Source organism: Bacteroidota bacterium (assembly GCA_016721765.1).
GTDB lineage: Bacteria > Bacteroidota > Bacteroidia > UBA4408 > UBA4408 > UBA4408.
This window is the reverse complement of sequence record JADKHO010000002.1, coordinates 301,522-323,411: the sequence shown is the minus strand read 5'-3', so window position 1 is coordinate 323,411 and position 21,890 is coordinate 301,522. Positions and strand designations below refer to the sequence as shown.

11 protein-coding genes are annotated in these 21,890 nt (G+C 38.1%); 6 read left to right on the top strand and 5 right to left on the bottom strand.

Going from position 1 to position 21,890, the window contains the following annotated elements; translation table 11 throughout:
• Positions 1-82 precede the first annotated feature (82 nt).
• The 4 genes from mltG to IPP32_09765 all read right to left on the bottom strand — a co-directional run bounded on the left by mltG (position 83) and on the right by IPP32_09765 (position 5,124).
• Positions 83-1,144, bottom strand: coding sequence for an endolytic transglycosylase MltG (gene mltG, locus IPP32_09780; protein ID MBL0048368.1), 1,062 nt, complete (start codon positions 1,142-1,144; stop codon positions 83-85).
• A 7-nt stretch (positions 1,145-1,151) separates the two neighbouring features.
• Entirely contained in the window at positions 1,152-2,960 is a 1,809-nt protein-coding gene (locus IPP32_09775; GenBank protein MBL0048367.1) for a tetratricopeptide repeat protein, read from the bottom strand.
• A gap of 302 nt (positions 2,961-3,262) precedes the next feature.
• The gene (locus tag IPP32_09770; GenBank protein ID MBL0048366.1) at positions 3,263-3,988 is read right to left on the bottom strand and encodes a ferredoxin--NADP reductase; all 726 of its coding nucleotides are present in this window, start codon (positions 3,986-3,988) and stop codon (positions 3,263-3,265) included.
• 71 nt (positions 3,989-4,059) lie between these two features.
• Positions 4,060-5,124 (bottom strand): aminotransferase class I/II-fold pyridoxal phosphate-dependent enzyme, encoded by a 1,065-nt coding sequence (locus tag IPP32_09765; protein ID MBL0048365.1) that lies wholly within the window; start codon positions 5,122-5,124, stop codon positions 4,060-4,062.
• A 56-nt stretch (positions 5,125-5,180) separates the two neighbouring features.
• Here IPP32_09765 and IPP32_09760 point away from each other — a divergent pair, with 56 nt between their 5' ends.
• Together IPP32_09760 and IPP32_09755 are read left to right on the top strand one after the other, a co-directional pair.
• Entirely contained in the window at positions 5,181-6,101 is a 921-nt protein-coding gene (locus tag IPP32_09760) for an isoaspartyl peptidase/L-asparaginase (protein ID MBL0048364.1), read from the top strand.
• Positions 6,102-6,164: 63 nt separating this feature from the next.
• The gene (locus IPP32_09755) at positions 6,165-9,257 is read left to right on the top strand and encodes a T9SS type A sorting domain-containing protein (protein ID MBL0048363.1); all 3,093 of its coding nucleotides are present in this window, start codon (positions 6,165-6,167) and stop codon (positions 9,255-9,257) included.
• A 175-nt stretch (positions 9,258-9,432) separates the two neighbouring features.
• Here IPP32_09755 and asnB read toward each other — a convergent pair whose 3' ends face one another.
• Positions 9,433-11,100 carry an asparagine synthase B gene (asnB, locus tag IPP32_09750; protein ID MBL0048362.1) on the bottom strand — a complete coding sequence of 556 codons (1,668 nt, stop codon included), beginning with the start codon at positions 11,098-11,100 and terminating at the stop codon, positions 9,433-9,435.
• Between the two features lie 228 nt (positions 11,101-11,328).
• On the opposite strand from asnB, the gene IPP32_09745 reads away from it, so the two are divergent.
• The 4 genes from IPP32_09745 (at position 11,329) to cysD (ending at position 21,887) form a co-directional block, all read left to right on the top strand.
• On the top strand, positions 11,329-14,223 hold the full coding sequence (locus IPP32_09745) for a S8 family serine peptidase (protein MBL0048361.1): 2,895 nt from the start codon (positions 11,329-11,331) through the stop codon (positions 14,221-14,223).
• An 87-nt stretch (positions 14,224-14,310) separates the two neighbouring features.
• Positions 14,311-20,232 carry a CotH kinase family protein gene (locus tag IPP32_09740; protein MBL0048360.1) on the top strand — a complete coding sequence of 1,974 codons (5,922 nt, stop codon included), beginning with the start codon at positions 14,311-14,313 and terminating at the stop codon, positions 20,230-20,232.
• 129 nt (positions 20,233-20,361) lie between these two features.
• Complete coding sequence (gene cysC / locus IPP32_09735) at positions 20,362-20,949, top strand: adenylyl-sulfate kinase (protein ID MBL0048359.1); 588 nt, start codon at positions 20,362-20,364, stop codon at positions 20,947-20,949.
• 35 nt (positions 20,950-20,984) lie between these two features.
• The gene (cysD, locus tag IPP32_09730) at positions 20,985-21,887 is read left to right on the top strand and encodes a sulfate adenylyltransferase subunit CysD (protein ID MBL0048358.1); all 903 of its coding nucleotides are present in this window, start codon (positions 20,985-20,987) and stop codon (positions 21,885-21,887) included.
• Positions 21,888-21,890: the final 3 nt, after the last annotated feature.

The following is a 21,890-nucleotide window of genomic DNA, read 5'->3' as shown; positions in this document are numbered from 1 at the left end:
TAAAAAGAGGGCTTGTGGAAAAATAACTAGTAGGTTGATTGTAAGGCTGTTGTGTTGTTAAAATGGTCTTGGGAAAGACTTGCTAATTATGTATATTCCTTTTATTTAGGGCAGCTTGGTACTTGCGGGCATTCTTTAAATGTGCTTCATAATTGCTCGCATAATTGGAATAACCTGAGAAATCTTCCTTTGCGCAGAAGTAAATATAATTGTGCTTTTTGTAGTTTAAAACAGCATCCAAACTTTTCACGCTGGGCAAACAAATTGGACCTGGAGGAAGACCTAAATTTTTATAGGTATTGTATGGCGAGACGATATTGAAATATTTGCCGGTGACACGTTTAATAGTAAAATCACCCACTGCCCAAATCAAAGTTGGGTCTGCTTGCAAGGGCATTCTTTTATTTATGCGATTTATATAAACACCCGCAATCATTGGTTTTTCAGCATCAATATAGCTTTCTTGTTGCACAATTGAAGCGAGCACTGCCACCTCAGTTTGACTAAAACCAATAGTCTTCGCTTTCGCTTGTCGTTCCTCGTTCCAAAATTTTTTGTATTCGCCTGCCATTTTTTGAATCAGTTTTTTGGCAGATGTATTCCAATAAAATTCGTAAGTATTGGGAATAAATAAAGTAAGTGCATTATCAGAATTCAAGCCGTATTGTTGTAAAAAATCATCGTCGCTCAACAAGTTTTCAAATTCAATATTATCTGCTTCTAATTGTTCATGAATTTTTTTGGCGAGTTCCTTTTTTGTGCGCGCAAAAGTAAAGGTAACCCTTACCGGTTCTTGTTTTCCCGAGCGCAATAGGTCAATTAATTGATTGTTGCTCATGTTGGCAAGAATAAAGTACTTACCCGGTTTAATTTTTCGAGTATAATTTTTACGCTCCGCCATCCACTCAAAAGTGCTGTGGTTGCTGATAAATCCATTTGAATATAATTGCTCTTTTACATCTTCAAATTTAGATCCGGTTGCTATATAAATATAAGTTGATTTTTTACCATTAAGCGTAACATTGGGTTTGTAAATTGTGCGATAGGCCAAATAAGTAGTTCCTAGTCCACCAACAAGGATAACCAATACCAATGCGATAATTACTTTTTTTGCAAATGAGCGTTTGCTTTTCTTTTTTGCCACTGTGCAGTTAAATTTCAGTTAAGATTGCTTTTGCTTTATTATTTTTCGGGTTGATTTTAAGTACTCTTAGAAGCATTTTTTTTGCTTCAGAAGTATTGTTTTTATACAGTAAAACCCCTGCTTTGTTAAGAAGTGCAATTTCTAAGTCAGGGTCAATTTGAAGGGCTTTATCAAAGTACATTTCTGCTGTTTCAATATTTTTTGCCAATAAAAAGGAATAGCCATAATTCGATAAGGCGGCTGCAAATTTAGGATCTGATTTTACAATGGATTCAAAAACTTTTTGTGCTTCCACGATTTTACCATTTTCAGAAAGCGATGCGCCGAGTTTATTTTTAAATTCAAGATTTTCGGGAGCTAATTTACAGGCATATTTATAAAAGAGATAGGCTTGTTGATGCTGTTCACTACTCGTGTATGCTTCACCGACGCGATATAAGGTCCATGCATTTTTATTATCGAATGATTTTTTGAAAATAGGATTTTGGTTATTCAACAAAATATCCATTCCCACTTTAGCAACATACTCTTGAATTTTTGAATAATTTCTTTTGCAGAATTGAAGTCTAACTATCAAATCAAAATTTTGAGTTATAGCTGCTGTGCTTTTATCATCTGCATATTTTGCAGCCGAATCAAGCAACATTGGATTGTTGTCGAATTTTTCGAATTGATTTATATAGGCTTCACAGCGTGTTGCCGCAGTTGGATTTTTTTCATTAATCGAATATAAACCTAGAAAAGTTTTTGTTGCTTTTTTAACCGCATGAGTAACAGGAACACGAATAAAATGATCGGTTGTGGTCACATGCGGAATATCTAAGGTATTTGATTTAGGCATGTGACAATTGACACAATTGTCGCCATTTTTTGCCATTCGCACTGGCATATTTTCGCTACAATCTGTTACGGATTTTTGTGCCTTGTGGCAATTTTTACATACTGTATTAAATACATCTTGCCCTGTTGCTTTTACGCTCACATGCGGGTTGTGGCAGGTAACGCAGGTAAGTGATTGTTTGTAAGGGCGCAACGAATTTTCACTCTTCGATGGAATAAAACTCTTTATAAAACAAGCGCTCATTTTAAGTCTATCGGCATGTGATGCCATAATAAATTCATCTTCGGCACCTTTGTATTTTGGTAAAAACACACTCATGTAATCGGATAATTTTTTACCCGGTTTAAAATCATAAAAGGAATGATCGTTTTTTAATACCGCATTTCCTTGCAAATGACAGCGTTGGCATACATCAAACTGTAAATCGATAGGTAGTTTTCCTGGATTTACAATTGTGTAATCGATGGCTTTACTAGTATCGATAAGGTTTCCAGCCATTTTTTCACGCACATGCATACTGCCTGGGCCATGACAACGCTCACAATTTATGCCATTAGGCAAAGAGCTGTATTTATTTTCGGAACCCTCCACGAATTTTGGAAAGGAGTTGTGACAAGTCATGCATTCCAAGCCAATTAGGCGATTGAATCGGGTATTGAAACCTTTTTCAAATCCGGGAGGTAAGTCCCAGGTTGCCATTTGTGTGTAAAATGTCATTGGCATTTGGCGCAAATAGCCATTTGTGGAATACATGTGCGAATTAGTATGTTGGCCGGATCCAATAATGTAATCGACCTTTTCGATACGCTTATAAATGGTGTCCTTATTTTGCAAACGAAACTCCATGATTTTTAAACTGTCGGCATCCCAAAATGGGCGGTAATAAAAATCTGAATAGGAATCATAAATAACCGTATGAGTATTTAGGATTGCAGAGCTTTTTTGTCTTGAGGATTTATCAAAACTTTTGCCCATTCCTGTATTGATAAAGGACTCGTAAATAGCAATATGGCATTTTTTACAGGTTTCAATGCCTACATATTTAACTGTATCGTTATGATTTAAATAAGGGGAATCATTTTCACTCGTTTCCGTTGTCGGAGAATTGCAGAACAAGGAGCAAATGCATATACCTATAAGGGCAAGGAAAAATAGATACTTCAAAAAATAAATTTTCATGTATGAATGAGGCGTTTGCGCGGCAAAGAACGCAAAAGAAAATTATTTTGTCAGCTCTAGGAATGTTAAATTGACTACTTATAAAAAGCTACTATATCTTAATCGTACAATTCGAATTTAATTTGCTTTTTATCATATCCCATATCGAGCAAATTTTGTCGTGCTTCCATAATCATTACTTTCCAACCGCAGAGGTAAAAAGTACAAGGTGTTTTATCGGCATAAAGCTCTTTATAAATACGGTGTACATAGCCGGTTTCCCCTTTCCAAGTTTCATCGCCTTGGCGTGATAAGATGGGAATGTAGCGGAATCCGGGAAGTTGCTTTTGAGTTTCTTCAAATTCTTTACGATAGGTAATATCTTTTTGATAGCGACATCCAAAAATTAAATTGATGTTTTTATGTGGAATGTTATGGTTAAGAATATCCTGAACAATCGCCCGAAAGGGTGCAATACCAGTGCCAGTGCATATAAAGCACAAATCAGTATCAAAGCTTGCAGGGCGTGGACCCATAAATTTACCAATAGCTTTAGTAACCGGAATAATAGAACCGATGCGCACATTTTGCCATAAATAAGGAGTGCCTAATCCATCCTCCTTAAGCACTATTATTAATTCAAAAACATTGGTACCGTCAGGAGCAGAAGCAATTGAATAGGCGCGTGTTTGAACTTTAGAGTTTAGTGGTAAATCTAACATCACAAACTGTCCTGCATAAAAATCAAAACGCTCAAATTCCGTAACTTTAAAAAAGAAGCGTTTCACATTGTGTGCTTCATCAATGATATCAATCACTTCGGAAGGATAAAAAGTATATGCCATAAGGGATGATTCTGGTTTTTAAAAATGAAAAATACAATTTTTAGTTTTAATTCAAATCGTTTCGAATGGAATTATGGATTCGTTCCCAATTTTTTCAATACAGCAATAACCTTGTCCAGCATATCGTCCGTGAAATCGAGATGGGTAACAAACCTGATTTTTTGTTTGCCAAATGCGGAACTTACAATTTTGTTTTCGAGCAATATGCTTACAAAATCATCACTTTTAATGGCATCGGTTAAGGTAAAGATAAGTATATTAGTATCGACCGGAAGGATGGAAGAAACATACGGCATTTTAATTAATTCTGATTCCAGCAGTTTTGCTCTATTATGGTCTTCTTTTAAACGGGCAATATTATTTTCCAAGGCATACACTCCTGCAGCAGCGAGATATCCCGCTTGGCGCATTCCTCCTCCAAATACCTTTCTCACTCTTCTTGCTCTTGCAATAAATTCAGCTGAACCTAACAAAACTGAGCCAACGGGTGTTCCTAAACCTTTTGAAAAACAAACTGAAATCGAATCAAAAAGTGCCCCGAATTCTTTAGCTAAAAGCTTTACTTTTTCTTCATCAGTAGTGCTTCCGGGATGGGGCATTTCAATTAAAGCATTAAATACGCGCGCACCATCCAAATGAAATTTCAAATTTTTTGTTTTGCAAAGTGCGGCAATTTTTTTTATTTCCGCTAAATCATAGAAGCTGCCTCCACTCCGATTTGAAGTGTTTTCAATGCTCACCAAAGTAGTTTTTGCCAGCCAATCGTAATTCAAATTAATGGCATCCACAATTTGTTCGGCGCTAATTCTCCCACGATCACCTTGAATTAATTTTGCTTGCACACCAGAGTTGAAGGCTATTCCAGCACCTTCATAGTTATAAATATGTGCATTGCTATCGCAAATTAGTTCATCGCCCGGTTGGGTATGGGTTTTAATGGCAATTTGGTTGGTCATTGTTCCGGAAGGACAAAATAATCCGGCTTCCATGCCAAAGAGCGAAGCAGTTTTTTCTTGTAATTCTATTACCGTGGGATCTTCACTAAATACATCATCGCCAACTTTGGCATGCATCATGGCCTGCATCATGCCAGCACTGGGGCGTGTGGCGGTATCACTTCTTAAATCAATCAGCATGAGAAATATATTCTAAATTTGTGACTAAACATAAAACAAAAACTAACCATTTCAAAATGAATCAATACGCAATTGCCGTGCATGGTGGAGCTGGCACCATTCTTCAATCGAGCATGACTCCTGAAAAGGAAGCAGCTTATAATTTAGCATTGACCGCTGCATTAGTAGCAGGTGATGCCGTGTTAAAAGAAAATGGTACTGCTTTGGATGCTGTTGAAGCTGCAGTGCGTATTTTAGAGGACAATCCCTTATTCAATGCAGGCAAGGGTTCTGTTTTTACACATGAAGGAAGGCATGAAATGGATGCTTCAATTATGGAAGGGAAAACGCTAAAAGCCGGTGCTGTGACGGGGATTGAAAAAATAAAAAATCCTGTTTCATTTGCACGTTTAGTGATGGATAAAACCGAACATGTTTTTTTGAGTGGCAAGGGTGCTATGGATTTCGCTCATCACATGCAAGTGGAACAAATGCCCGATGATTACTTTTTTACACAACAGCGATTCGATCAGCTTAAAGAAATAAGACAAACCGATAAAATGCAATTGGATCATTCCGATAAAAAGTTTGGAACAGTCGGCGCTGTTGCACTCGATTTAATGGGCAATTTGGCGGCAGCAACATCAACAGGAGGTATGACAAATAAGAAATACGGTAGAGTAGGAGATAGCCCGATGATTGGGGCGGGTACTTATGCCAACAATGCAACATGTGCGATTTCTTGCACCGGGCATGGGGAATATTTTATTAGAGCAGTTGTTGCTTATGACATTTCTTGTTTAATTGAATATAAGGGGCTCACCTTAAAAGATGCATGTGCCAAAGTGGTGCAGGATAAACTTGTGAAGCTTGGTGGCGAAGGCGGATTAATTGCTATTGACAAAAGCGGAAACATTGAATTACCCTTTAATTCGGAAGGGATGTATCGCGGGTATAAAAAATCGGGAAGTGAGTTTTGTGTCTCGATTTATAAATAAAATTAACATATTGATTCAATACTTCTCCTTATTTTCACACTCACAAAAAAAAATAAAAACACAATGAAAAAAAATTACAATTTACTATTACTCGTTAGCTGTTTGTTGTGGTCAATAATGACAAATGCACAGGTCTATAAATTACATGCTGAATATAAAAATGATTGGTATGGAAATGGATATTTAATGAATGAAGATATTGCCGGATATCCCTCTGTTACATTGCAAGCAGATACGGCAGCTGATCAATTTGTGATTGAATCGGACAATGGGTTTAACCGTTGGAGAAAATATGGAACAACAGGTTATGATACAGCCTTTCCTACGGTTTGGTATACGCTTGGAATAACAGATAACTACTTTTCGGTCCCAACAAAAGCTAGCTCTTATTATACTACAAGAATAAAAAATGTGGGTTATGCATCCACTAATTTTGTCGTAATGCAAACCGAATATTCACCGGTTAATTTCGCTGCATCCAATCCGGTTACCCAATTACCAGATATGAATTCGGTGAGCGATTTACAACCTGTGGATATAACTGTGCAGTTAAGTTCACCGCCGTCATCTCAAGAAAAATTTTTTATCCGATACTCAGACGATAATTTTATCACCTCTACCATCGTTGCTTTAGGTTTTCCTGGCGGCGCAGGTACAACATTAGCTATCGGAACAATTCCAGGGTTTCCTACCGGAACTACAATTAAATACTATGCCTTTTCATCTACAATTGAGGCAACTCAAGCAACACTTGCGAATGATTACGATTTGATTACATTAAAGCAGAGTACAAATCAAGGTGCGAATTATTCTTATACCGTTGGTGCGGTTACAGCTAAAATTACCTTTTTGGTTAACATGAGCAATGTTACCGTTTCTCCAAATGGTGTTTATTTAGTTGGTTCCTTTAATAATTTCGATACACTGGCTACTCCAATGAATCCAATTGGCGCCGGAAGATATCAAGTTACCGTTAGTTTAGATACTTCATCTACAGTTTATTATAAATTTTTAAATGGAAATTCATTCTTAACAGAGGAGCAAGTTCCATTTTCCTGTGGTGTGCCCAATGGTTTTGGTGGTTTCAATCGAAGCTATGACGTGCCGGGAATGGACACAGATATTGATACGGTTTGTTTTTCAAAATGTGCAAATTGCACTCCGATTGGGTATGTTAAAGTTACCTTTAAAGTAAATATGTCTCAAGAAACAGTTTCACCGGATGGAGTTCATATTGCTGGTTCATTTAATAATTTTAACCCGTCTTTAAATGCCATGAGCAGTGCAGGAAGCAATAACATATACGAAATTCAATTAGTGCTTGATTCTACTCAAACAATAAGCTATAAATTCATTAATGGAAACACCTTTCTAACGGAAGAGAATGTTCCTTCAACTTGTGGCATTTCAAATGGTTTTGGCGGATATAACCGATGGCTGGATGTGCCGGAGCAAGATGTTAATTTGGATACTGTTTGCTTTTCGGCTTGCTCTAATTGCATTATTCAAATTCCGGTAGATGTTACGTTTAGAGTAAATATGAGCAATGAAGTAATATCTCCTGATCGGGTGCACATTGCAGGTACATTTAATGGATTTGATGCAGACTCAACATTGATGACTAGCCTTGGAGGTGGAATATATTCGGCAACTATTACATCATATGTTGGTGCGCAAATTCAGTATAAGTTTATTAATGGAAATACATTTGTCGGCGAAGAAACTGTGCCATCAGGATGTGGAGTTTCAAATGGTTTTGGAGGATATAACAGAAGCATTATTGCTCCTTCCTCAAATACTGTGCTACCCACTGTGTGTTTTTCTTCTTGCACAAATTGCAGCGCTAATACACCTATAAATGTAACGTTTAGAGTAAACATGAGTAACGAATTAGTTTCTCCAAACGGTGTTCATTTAGCTGGCACTTTTAATGGTTTTGATGCCGATTCTACACTTATGAATCCTATAGGTGGAAATGTGTATGAAGCTGTGGTGGCTATTTTAAGTAATAGCAATGTAACTTATAAATTTATTAATGGTGATTCATTTACTACTGTTGAAAACGTTCCTTCTGCTTGTGGTGTTTCTGATGGTTTTGGCGGATACAATAGATATTTTACGGTGCCTGCTTCAAACGATACAGTGCTAGGAATAGTGTGTTTTTCATCGTGCACAAATTGTGTTACTCCTAGTTTTGTTGACATTCATTTTAGAGTAAACATGAGCAATGAAACGGTGTCGCTTAACGGCATTCATATAGCCGGAACATTTAATGGTTTTGATGCCGATTCTACCGCAATGACTGCTATTGGTAATGGCGTTTATGAAGCTGTTTTATCTTTAGATACTACAACTGTAGTGTTATATAAATACATTAATGGAAATACTTTTACAACAGTTGAAAATGTTCCGTCAGGTTGTGGTGTGCCGGATGGTTTTGGTGGGTATAATCGACAATTAACAGTGCCTAATGCAACTGACACTTTGGATGTAGTTTGTTTCTCATCTTGCGTAAATTGTGTCACCGCGCCGGCACTTGTTGATGTAACCTTTTTGGTTGATATGACAAGTTATATTGTTTCTCCAAATGGAATTCACCTTGCAGGAACATTTAATGGCTTTAGCTCCAGTGCTACACAAATGGATTCTATAGGTAATAACGTGTATGCTGTAACCCTTAGTTTGGACACAACAGCAACAGTTGAATACAAATACATAAACGGAAATGCCTTTGGCACCGGGCTCGATGAAACGGTACCCTCTTTGTGTGGCGTGCCCAATGGATTTGGTGGTTACAATCGTTCCTTAGCTGTACCAAATGCAGCTGATACCTTAGATTTAGTTTGCTTCGAAAGTTGTTTTGCGCTTTGTGGCTGGGGTGTTGCTGAAAATGCAATAATTAAGGATGTGTTTACACTCTCACCTTCGGTAACAACTGGAAATACGCTTGTAACTTACCACGCTAAAGAGAATGAAGGCTTAACCTTAAGCATTCTGAATGAAGTTGGAAAAACAATGCAAGTGCACGCATTAGCTTCAGGTTCTTCCGTGATGAAATATGAGTTAAGCACTTCAGACTTAGCAGCCGGAATATATATGGTGCAACTCAGTTCAAAACAAAATAGAAGCGTAAAAAAATTCGTGGTAATTAAGTAATAATCTTTTCAAAAAAAATCCCCAAAGGCAGATCTTTTGGGGATTTTTTATTTTTATAATGTCCTGTTTCTTGAGCTGACACGTCAGAATTTTACGCAAAAGATTAACTCTTGAACAGCAAAATCAAGGAAAGAGAATCATTGGTTTAAAAATTACTTTCCATGAAATGCCCATATTATTTATAGCCATCATTATGAACTGTTTTTACCGCACGTCCTGACGGATCATTTGCATTTTGAAAAGAAGCATCCCAAGCTAAGGCTTCTGGCGTGCTGCAAGCCACAGATTTTACAGAGGGCACACAAGCGGCTGCAGAGTCAGAAGGAAACAACTCACTAAATATGGAACGGTAGCGGTATTCTTCCTTAGACATAGGTGGATGCACCGGGAAGCGAAAACTCGCATTGGCCAATTGTTCATCACTTACCTCAAAAGCCGCAGTAGCTTTTAAGGTATCAATCCAACTGTATCCAACCCCATCACTAAATTGTTCTTTTTGGCGCCAAGCGATACTTTCGGGTAAATAGTCCTCGAAAGCTTTTCTTAAAACCCATTTTTCCATTTTTCCATTTCCTGCCATCTTATCTTTGGGATTCAGTCGCATGGCCACATCCATAAATTCCTTATCTAAAAAAGGAACACGCCCTTCAATTCCCCAAGCAGCTAGTGATTTATTGGCACGCAAGCAATCGTACAAATGCAATTTACTTAATTTACGCACAGTTTCTTCGTGAAAGGCTTGTGCATTCGGTGCTTTGTGAAAATATAAATAGCCCCCAAAGAGTTCGTCGGCACCTTCCCCCGAAAGCACCATTTTTATGCCCATTGATTTTATAACGCGAGCTAACAAATACATAGGAGTGGAGGCACGCACTGTAGTGACATCATACGTTTCTAAGTGATATATAACATCCCGAATGGCATCTAAACCTTCTTGAATAGTAAAGTTAATTTCGTGGTGCACCGAACCTATGTGCTCGGCAACTTTTCGCGCAGCAGCCAAATCGGGCGAACCCACTAAACCAACTGCAAACGAATGCAATTGTGGATACCAAGCTTGTTGGGTATCTCCCGATTCAATGCGGTTTGCGGCATATTTTTTTGTGATGGCCGAAATGATTGAAGAATCCAATCCTCCTGAAAGTAAGACGCCGTAAGGAACATCACTCATCAATTGGCGGTGCACTGCAGCTTCCAGGGCACTGCGCAATTGAGAGATATCAGTTACATTGTCTTTTACATTTTCAAATTGCATCCAATCGCGTGTATACCATTTTTTTAATTCTTGCCCCTCCTTACTATAAAGATAATGACCCGGTAAAAACTCTTGAATTTTGTTACATACACCCTCAAGTGCTTTTAATTCTGAAGCCACATAAAAATTTCCGGATTTATCCCATCCCATATACAATGGGATTATACCCATGTGATCGCGGGCTATTAGGTAAGAATCAGTTTCAGAATCATACAAAGCAAAAGCAAAAATGCCATTTAAATCTTCAATAAAATTAATTCCCTTTTTGCGATACAAGGCTAAAATAACTTCACAATCCGAATGGGTTAGAAATTCGTAATCAGATAGGTCTTTTTTTAATTCCTGATGATTGTATATTTCGCCATTCACGGCAAGAACCAACTTTTTATCTTTGCTGTACAAGGGTTGACCTCCCGATTGAGGATCAACAATGGCAAGACGTTCATGCGAAAAAATAACTTTATCGCCACAATACACACCCGACCAATCCGGACCACGGTGTCGAATTTTTTTTGACATGTCCAGCACTCCGGCTCTCAATTCCTGTACACCAGGCTTCGCAGAAAATACTCCAATAATTCCACACATATTTTTCTCTCTTAATTAGGTAATTACTTGTATGATTTTAAAAAGAGTGCGAAGATACTATTTACCGCTTAATTTTAGGTAAAAGGAAGCTTGAGCAGGGCAAAACTTCAATTTGTTAAAAAGCTGATTTCGCTCAGAAAAAACAATATTCGATGCTGTCTGTTTCTATAAACAAATTTAAACCGTAATTTTAAACGCATTATTTTTTGCATTGATAAACTACTACTTATGAGAAAAATTACATTTCTGCTGGCATTAATTTCATTGGCAACCCTTGTGGCATCGGCGAGTAACCGCGCGATAAATAGTAATGCTAAGTCATCCAAGCAATTTGAGCTTGCATTATCAGATAATGAATACCTAAAAAATACAGTTATTGTAAAGCTGAAACCTGAGTTTAGGAATGTTGCTTCAACAACTTCCATACAACAGCCTGCATTAATCGCATACTTAAATTCAATAGGTATAACGAACATTAAAAAAATATTCCCTTTAAAAAATCCGCCGTTGCAAAGTAAGAATGAAAGGGGCGAAACACTTGTTGATTTATCGCTCATCTATGAATTAAATTATTCCGCATCGCTTCCGCTTGAAAAAGTGATTCACGGTTTGCTTGGTCTCAGTTTATTTGAATACGCTGAGCCGCATTATGTGCCTAAAACATTGTATTTGCCTAACGATCCGCAGGCCGATTCGGTAAGTGGTGCACAGTATCACTTAAAAAATATTCATGCTTATGAGGGTTGGGATATAGATAAAGGAGATACCAATGTGGTGATTGGAATTACCGATACCGGATTTGACTTTACACACGAGGATTTGGTTGGTAACGTGAAATTAAATTATCAGGACCCCTTAGATAATGTGGATAATGATAACGATGGTTATGTGGATAATTACAAAGGTTGGGATGTTGGAATGATGGACAATAATCCTCAGTTTAGCAATGCTTCACCGCATGGGGTTTTTGTAAGTGGCTGTGCCGGAGCAACTACCGATAATGATACAGGTATTGCCGGAAGTGGTTTTAAATGCAAATTGCTCCCAATAAAAATTTCGGATGATGCAGGTAACCTAACAATGGCTTATGAAGGTATTGTATATGCAGCTGACCATGGTTGCCAAATCATTAATTGTTCTTGGGGCGGCACGGGTGGTACTCAGTATGGTCAAAATATTGTGGATTATGCCACATTTAACATGAATGCCTTAGTAATTGCTGCAGCCGGTAACAATGATTTGGAATTGGTTTTTTATCCTGCATCCTATAACAATGTGATTAATGTTGGTGGTTCAGATTCGACCGATAAAAAATGGGATGATCCTTTTAATGCCAATCATGGCTCTAACTATGGAATTTATTTGGATGTATTTGCACCCGGCGACGAGCTTTACAGTACCTGGAAAAACAATACCTATACACAAGGTGGAACTAGTGGAACCTCATTTGCATGCCCAATTGCAGCAGGAATTGCCGGTATCATTAAATCGCATTTCCCGGCTTATTCGGCTAAACAAGTGGGTGAAAAGTTAAAAGTTACTTGCGACAACATGGATGTTTTGCCCCAAAACGCACCCTATATTGGAAAACTGGGACATGGCAGAATAAATTTGTTTAAAGCTCTTACCGATACCAGCTCTTCTTCAGTTGAAATGAGCAGTTATGCCATTACCGATTATAACGACGATGCATTGGTAATTGGCGATACGGCCCGAATGACAGGGGTATTTACAAACTATCTCGCTCTTGCAAACAATGTCACTGCAAGTATTTCATCTACCTCACCATACATTACCATACTTAGCAATACAGCTTTACTTGGTTCAATTAACACCATGGGAACAGCAAATAATAATGCCAATCCATTCATTTTTAAGATTTTACCCAATACTCCATTGAATTATAAAGTGATACTTAAAGTAACCATTAACAACGGAGTAACTAACACTTTTCAGTATTTGGAAGTAATTGTTAATGTGGATTATATTAACATCGATATCAATGATGTAGCTACTTCTGTTACTAGTACAGGTCGCATTGGTTATAGTTTACCCAATCAAGATCAAGGCCTTGGATTTACCTATTTGCTAAGTTCTTCTCAATTGTATGAAAGCAGCTTAATGATTGGCAACTCCGCTTCTCAGGTTTCTGATATGGCCCGAAGCACAGCGAATAGCTTTGATAATGATTTGGGTGCAGCACAATTGGTTCAAAGAATACTTCCTGCTGTTACATCTGATATGGATTTGCAAGGTTTTTTTAACGACGACAATGCGGGAGCTTCAAAATTACGTGTTTTTGTTAGACACGATTCCTATGCATGGACAGCAGCGGCTCACCGTAAATATATTGTTCGTAAATTCACTATATATAACAATAATGTTATTCCGTTAAACACGCTTTACGCCGGAATATTTGCCGATTGGGATGTTCAGAATGCCTCATTTAACAAAGCTGATTTCGACAGCGTAAACCGCATGGGCTATGTGTATAGCACACAGGCTAGCCCAATTTATTGTGGGATTAAATTATTAAGTACTTCAGGAATTGTTGTGAATTCGATGGATAATGTGGGTGGTGGAGCAGGTGGAATTGATCTGACCGATGGATATTCTACAGCTGAAAAATTTCAATCGCTTTCAGTAAATCGCAAACAAGCCGGTAATACGGTTACTGCCGGAAACGATGTAGTGCAAGTAATAAGTGCCGGTCCGTTTACTATGGCACCGGATGATAGCGTGGTGGTTGAATTTGCGATGATTGCAGGAAACAGCCTCCAGGATTTACAAATTAGTGCTTTGAATGCACAACAAAAATACGACTCAGCGCATGCGGTTGGTATAACCCAATTGAATAAGGAAAAATTTGCACTTCAGATTTTTCCCAATCCCACAAAAGGAAATCTAAACTTACAATGGAATTCACTTTTGAATGAAAATTGTACCATTAGTTTATTCAATGCGGATGGTTTGATGGTAAAGAAAATTACTTCCGCGGAAGCGAAAAGGCAAGTTAAATCAGAAGTATCAGTCAATTTAGAAGGCCTTGCAAAAGGGATATACTTTATTCGGTTTCAATCGCAATTCAGAAGTGAAATGCAGAAATTGGTACTGGTGGAATAAAAAATTAACTGAATTAAAATAAAGCAGAACTATTGACCCCGCTTTTGCGTATAACAATAAAAGCACATTTAATTAGCACAACAGGTTTTGAAAGTTAGAAGATTCACGGCATATATACTTTTATTATTACTTTTTTCTTTTTCCCGACTGTCCGCTCAACTTGTTATCAATGAGTTTTCGGCAGCAAATGCAACTGTTGTTGCGGATGAGTTTGGTAAGTATGGCGATTGGATTGAGTTTTATAATGCCGGCAATAGTCCTTTAAATCTTTATAAATACAAATTAAGCGACGATCCGCTAGTCCCTGCGAAGTGGCAGTTTCCTTTTATTTCGCTGGCTCCACATGATTTTATAACTGTTTTTATTGATGATACTAGTAAGCTAACTACAATTAATCATTGGGAAACTCCTGTGAAATCCGATGATGTATGGCGCTATACAATACCCGATAATCTTACCGATACCAATTGGCGCAACAGTTCATTTATCGATAATTCTTGGAGTCAAGGTAAGGGCGGGATCGGATATGGCGATGGCGACGATAGCACGGTTGTTTCGAATATTCGAACGATCTACATGAGAAAAATTTTCTCGCTTGTCGACACCAGTCAAGTCATGAAAGCCATTTTTAATATTGATTATGACGATGGCTTTGTAGCCTACTTAAATGGAATTGAAATTGCCCGCAACAATATTGGCTCAGTTGGTGTGCGACCTAATTACACGGATTTTGCAAGTGGTGAGCATGAAGCAAAGATGTTTTCAGGAGGTATGCCAGATTCGTTTTATGTGGATTTTAATTTGTTACGAAAGGCATTGCAAATTGGAACAAATGTATTGGCTGTTGAAGTCCATAACCTTTCAAATGCATCCACCGATTTATCTGCCATTCCATATTTTTCGATTGGCGTGAACCGCAGTAATTATGTGTTTCCGGCTCCTCCCAGTTGGTTTGAAGCTCCAATTAGAGAATACTTACATGCTAATTTTAAATTGAGCAAGAGTGGCGAAACCATTGTGCTGTCCGATTCATTGGGCAATGTGATTGATCAAAAATATACGGGCAGCATGCAAACCGATGTCTCCTATGGAAGGTCAACTGATGGCGCTGCAACTTGGTGTTTTTTTAGTCCACCTTCACCTAACATTAGTAATTCCACCTCAATTTGTTACAGCGGAATTGCGACAGCTCCCGTATTTTCCATACAAGGCGGATATTATGATGCTCCTAGATTGGTGAGCATTGCTGCTTCACCTGCAAATGCGGTAATTCATTACACTACCGATGGAAGCACCCCAACATTAAATTCAGCTGTGTATACTTCCTCCTTAGCCGTGGATACGTCTCAAACTTTAAAAGCAAGAGTCTATACCGTAGGGATGGTGCCAAGTCCGGTGGTTACAAATACCTATTTGATTGACGAGGACATGCATTTACCGGTATTTTCATTGGCAACGAATCCCGAAAATTTATGGGATGATTCAACCGGTATTTATGTGTTAGGAAACCATGCCAGTACCACTTATCCTTACAAAGGCGCCAACTATTGGCAAGATTGGGAAAAGCCGGTTAGTTTAGAATACTTCGACAAACAAAAAAATCGTGCTTTTCAATTTGATGCTGCATTTAAAATTAATGGGAATTATTCTCGCGCTAAGCCGCAAAAAAGTTTTGAGCTTATTTTAGATAATGATTTTGGCACTCCAGAAATTACTTACCCACTCATCCCTGAAAAGGAAAATATTAAAAGCTACCCGGGATTTATTCTGCGCAATGCAGGTACCGACTGGAATGTGGTGCATTACCGCGATGGTTTAATGCAGCGCATTATGAAAAATACCTATACCGGATTTTTAGGATACGAACCCTGCGAAGTATTTTTAAATGGCCGCTATTGGGGCGTGTATGAAATCCGAGAAAACGATAACCACAGCTATGTTGAAAATAATTTTGGCTATAAAAAATCAGAATTCGATTTATTGTTTGAAGGAGGGTCAATTGAAATTAAAAATGGCTCAGATACCGGATTTTTCAACATGTTTAATTATGCAATAACAGCCAATCCATTGGATTCGAGTTTTTATACTAAAATGAATTCGCTTTTTGATTTGCAAAATTATGCCGATTATTTTATTGCTGAAACCTACTATGTAAATAACGACTGGATTGGCGATTGGAGCAACAATATAAAGTTATGGCGACCACGGAAACCGGGTGGAAAATGGCAATATATTTTATATGATTTGGATTTTGGAATGGGGCTTTATAGCAGTTATACCTATGATAAACTTAGTGATTTGATAGCACCGGCGGATGATTCCTACCAAAGTTATATTTTTAATGCAATGGCTGCGAATCCTACCTTTCGAAACTATTTTATTAACCGTTATGCGGATTTAATAAATACCATTTATGTTCCGGCCAATGTTCGTAAAATAGCTTATGACATGCGTGATTCAATTGCTGCTGACATGCCCTTGCAGTTTGCACGGTGGGGAAGCAGTATGACCAGTTGGAATCAGAATATTGCTTCCTTGATAAATTTTACAAATAAGCGTCCGGCTCGCGCGTTAAATTATATTCAATCCAATTTTAATTTAAACAGCCAGGTGGTACTAACCTTGCAAGCTTATCCGCTGGGTTCAGGACGCATACAAATTAGTACAATTATTCCGGATTCACTTCCGTGGAAAGGGACTTATTTTAACGGTAATCCGGTAACAATAACTGCCATTCCCAATCCAGGTTATTCATTTGATTATTGGCAGCCAAATAATTCAATTCTTTCTGCAGATAGTAATCAATCGATAACTATAAACTTTACTACCTCAGACTCGGTGCTTGCTTACTTTAAAGGTAGCACGCTTACGCCGCACATTACATTTAATGAAATAAATTACCAATCGGCTGGTACTGCAGATGCTGGAGATTGGGTCGAGCTTCATAATTTGGATTCGGTAGATATTGATTTAACAGCCTGGAAATTTAAAGACAACGATAATTTGCATTGTTATACATTTCCACTAGGAACAACTATAAAGGCAAACGGATATTTGGTTTTAGCGGAAGATTTATCCAAATTCAATTCTCAGTTTCCTGAACTCAGTCAAAATGAAAATCATTCCAATCCTCACCGAAGCCCGCACCAAGATGAGAATCACGACGACGATGAGCAAGATAATGTGCTTGGTCCAATTGGTTTTGGGTTTGCAAATACAGGAGAATTGTTGAGGTTATTTACCAATCAGGATTCCTTGCATGTATCAATGACTTATTCTAAGCTTCCTCCTTGGCCAATTGCCGCAGCAGGGCAAGGGTATACACTTGAATCGGTGCCTGTTAATTTGGATTTGGATAATGGTGATAATTGGTTTGCAGGTTGCCCAGGCGGCTCTCCGGGAACTTTTTTTACGCCTGCCGTTGCAAGTATTTTAGGGGATTCTCTTATTTCATTTTGTGAAGGGGATAGTGTAAAGCTTACTGCACAAAGCGGTTCCAATTTTAGATATCAATGGTTTAAAAATGGAAGCGAAATACAAACTGCTAAAAATCAAAATTTATTCGTTTCAGACTCCGGTGATTATACCTTAAAAGTCAATCGATTTAATTGTGAAGCTATATCTGCTATGGTGCATGTAACCAAAAAAACTAATCCACTTGCACACATACAATCCCCACTCAACACATTCGTTTGTGCCGGTGCTACAATTGATTTAACTGCTGATTCTGCTTTTGGTCAGACTTTTGGTTGGACAAAAAATGATAGTATTTTAAGCGGTGAGGTTACTGCTCAACTGACGTTGTCTGATTCCGGATTTTATCAAGTAAAAGTTACTGATAATGGATGTACAAGTGTTTCTGAATTAATTCATGTAGTGCTTAACCCTTTGCCGGATGCAGGCTTGCAAAATGATAGCATGTATTCTTTTTGTGAAGGGGGTGTACAGACATTATCAGCTCCAAGCAATGCAGCATATACCTACAAATGGTATCGAAATGATACATTGCTTCCCGCAGAAGTGGATACTGTGTTTGCAGCAACTTTGTCTGGAAAATATAGTTTTGAAACCACTTTAAATGGTTGCTCTAAGCAATCGAATGCTATCGATATTGTAGTGTATGTTGCACCTGAAACCTTTCTCAATCCAACCGATACACTTGTGCTATGCATTGGCGAAAATCATACACTGCAAGCTTTTTTCGATTCAACTTATTCCTATCAATGGTTTTTTAATGATTCATTAATTGTCGGAGCCGATTCTGCCACGTTATTCGTTGATATTGCCGCACGCTATAAACTCGTTACAGTAAATAGCTTGTGCAGTGCTTCATCCGAAGTGGTAGTATTAATTAAACCTAGTCCTATTGCAACTATCCTTGCCGATTCCATGCTTTCGATTTGCGTTGGAACTGCTTATCAATTGAGAGTTACAAAAAGTTTAGGCTACACCTATCAATGGATGAAAGATAGCTTGCAAATTCAGGGTGCAACTGCTTTCAAATACGATGTTGTTGATTCGGGAAATTACTATGCAATTGTTCGCTTAAATTCTTGTGAAAGCCATTCCAACACTATACAAGTTAACACTCACGCGCTACCCGAAAATGTGATTACAGCAAACGATACTACCAATTTTTGTGAGGGTAATTTTGTGAAATTAGAAAGTGTCGGAATGCTTGGATTAACTTATCAATGGTACCGAAATGGAATATCCATACCAGGTCAAACAGATACAGTTTTTAATGCAAATCAAAGCGGTAATTATACTTTAGTGCAGCGCGATAGTTTATGCAGTAATTTAAGTAATTCAATACCCGTTACAGTTAAGCCAAGTCCTCTCGCAAGTGCCACTCCTAGCGGAACAACGCATTTGTGCGAAGGTCAATCAGTTTTTCTAAATGCACCAATCGATACAAATTATTCGTATCAATGGTTAAAGGATAGCAGCATACTTATTGGATTTAATCAGCCTCTGCTGAGTGTTGCTGATTCCGGAAAATATGCGGTTCGAGTTACATTAGATGGATGTGATGCTGTTTCTGCTGGAATTACCATAACACAAAATCAAAAAATTCAAGCTAGTATTTTAGCTGCCGATACCCTTATGATATGCGCAAATGCCACTTATTTGTTTCAAACAAATGTTGAACCTGGAATGGCTTATCATTGGTTGCTGAATGGCAATCTTATTCCATTTGCAACTGATTCAGAATATACCGCTTCAGGTGATGGACATTATGCGGTGATGCTGAGTGATGCATATTGCTCTGCTACTTCAACTGAAAAAGTGCTGGGGCATTTTGTACCTACACTAGTGAGTTTAAGCTCCTTTTCGCCGGTATGTGTTGGTGATAGTGCATTCGAGTTAAGTGGTGGAACTCCGCTAGGTGGGAATTATTCAGGATTTGCAGTCGACACCAACTATTTTGTGCCCCAAGAAGCGGGAGCAGGTTTTAATAGTATCAGCTATGCTTACATCGATTCAAATAATTGCACCTTTTCGGCCAGTTCAGTAATTGAAGTAAAAGCGCAAGTTGCTACACCAACCATTCTTCAAAATTTTGATCAACTTATTTCAAGTGCTGTTTCTGGAAACCAATGGTATTTGAACGATACACTGCTAGTCGGTGCAACTCAGCAGGTATACGTTCCAACAGCCAATGGTGTATACAGTTTAATTGTGTCGGACCCTCAGTTGTGTAATTCAGATACAGCTTACTCTTCATACTTTAGCTTATCAGCTAAGAGTGTTGAGCAGGAATTGGCTTTTTCAATTTATCCTAATCCCAATAATGGCGCATTTACGCTAACTTTTTCAAACAAGCATTTGAACACAATAGCAGTGAAAATTTTTGATATGTTGAGTCAGGAAGTCTACAACGAACGCTTCTCCAATTTGCTTAGTTCCCATAATAATCTCAATTTTAGCGGCATTGCATCCGGTATTTATTTGATACAGGTGAAATCAGGAGATAGCATTGTAGAGCAAAAAGTGATTGTCCATTAATAATGAAAGTTTCGAATTGATTATTCTCTTTCAAGCTTCAACAGTCCAACACCCCTTGTATTTACTTTAATCGTATTACAATTACACCCAATTATTCCTTAATTTTGTTCTTCAAATTTTGACTGCCGAATGAGTGTGAAGACTGTCGTTGATACTAAAAAAATAATTGTTGAAAACTGTCCCGTTATTTGGTTAGAAGGCTTATCGGGTTCAGGAAAAAGTACTTTGGCAAAAAGCCTTTCACAACATTTTTCAAGCAAGGGTATTGCACATGTTTTATTGGATGGAGATGAATTACGAAAAGGCATCAATCAGGATTTAGGATTCAGCGATTCTGACCGCAACGAAAATCTGCGTAGAGCTGCTGAAATTGCACTGCTTTTTAAAAATTCAGGAATTGTGCCCATCTGTTCCTTTATTACACCAACCCACACATTGCAAAAGCTGGTGGCAAATACAATAGGAAATAATTTTATCGAGATTTTTGTAAATTGCTCACTTGAAGAATGTGAAAGAAGAGATGTTAAAGGTTTGTATAAAAAAGCACGCTTAGGAGAAATACCTAAGTTTACAGGCGTAAGCGCAGCTTTTGAAGAACCTGTTGATCCTATTCTAACAGTGAATACAGAACAAAATTCGCTAGCAGCGTGTTTAAATTCGTTACTTACAGTTCTTGAAAAAACTAGTCTACATCTAATAAATACGCCGGTATTGTAAGTGTTTAAACACTAAACTTATTTTCGCACAAACGAATGAATTACAACCTATCCCATTTGCAGCAGTTGGAATCCGAGTCAATTTTTGTGCTTCGCGAAGTAGCTGCTCAATTCGAAAAACCGGTCTTGCTTTTTTCAGGTGGTAAGGATTCTATTGTAATGACGTACTTAGCGCGTAAGGCCTTTTATCCGGCGAGTATTCCATTTCCTTTACTTCATATTGATACAGGACATAATTTTCAGGAAACGCTTGACTTTAGAGATGCTTTTGCGAATCAAATGGAGGTGAAGGTGATAGTTAGAAAAGTACAGGATTCAATCAATAGCGGTAGAGCTGTGGAGGAACGACAAATAAATGGAAGCCGAAATGTTTTGCAAACCATTACCCTGTTGGATGCCATAAGCGAATTCAGTTTTGATGTAGCATTAGGCGGTGGACGAAGAGATGAAGAAAAAGCAAGAGCTAAAGAACGTTTTTTTTCCTTTCGGGATGAATTTGGACAGTGGGATCCTAAGAATCAAAGACCTGAAATATGGACTTTATTAAATGGGAAAAAGCGTAAGGGTGAGCATTTTAGAGCATTTCCATTGAGCAATTGGACAGAGTTGGATATTTGGCAATACATCGCACAAGAAAATATTTCTATTCCGTCACTTTATTTTGCGCATGCACGTAAGGTTATCAACCGTAAGGGAATTTTATTGGCCGATTCCGAATTTGTCAGCTTGCAAGGAGAGGAAAAATATGAAGAGATGCAAGTCCGTTTCCGCACTGTTGGCGATATGACCTGTACCGGTGCGGTTGAATCAAAAGCCTCCACGCTTGCTGAAATCATTTATGAGATTGCAAGTGCACGCTTCACAGAACGCGGCACGCGCGATGACGATAAACGCTCGGAAGCAGCTATGGAAGACAGGAAAAAGGAAGGTTATTTTTAGCAG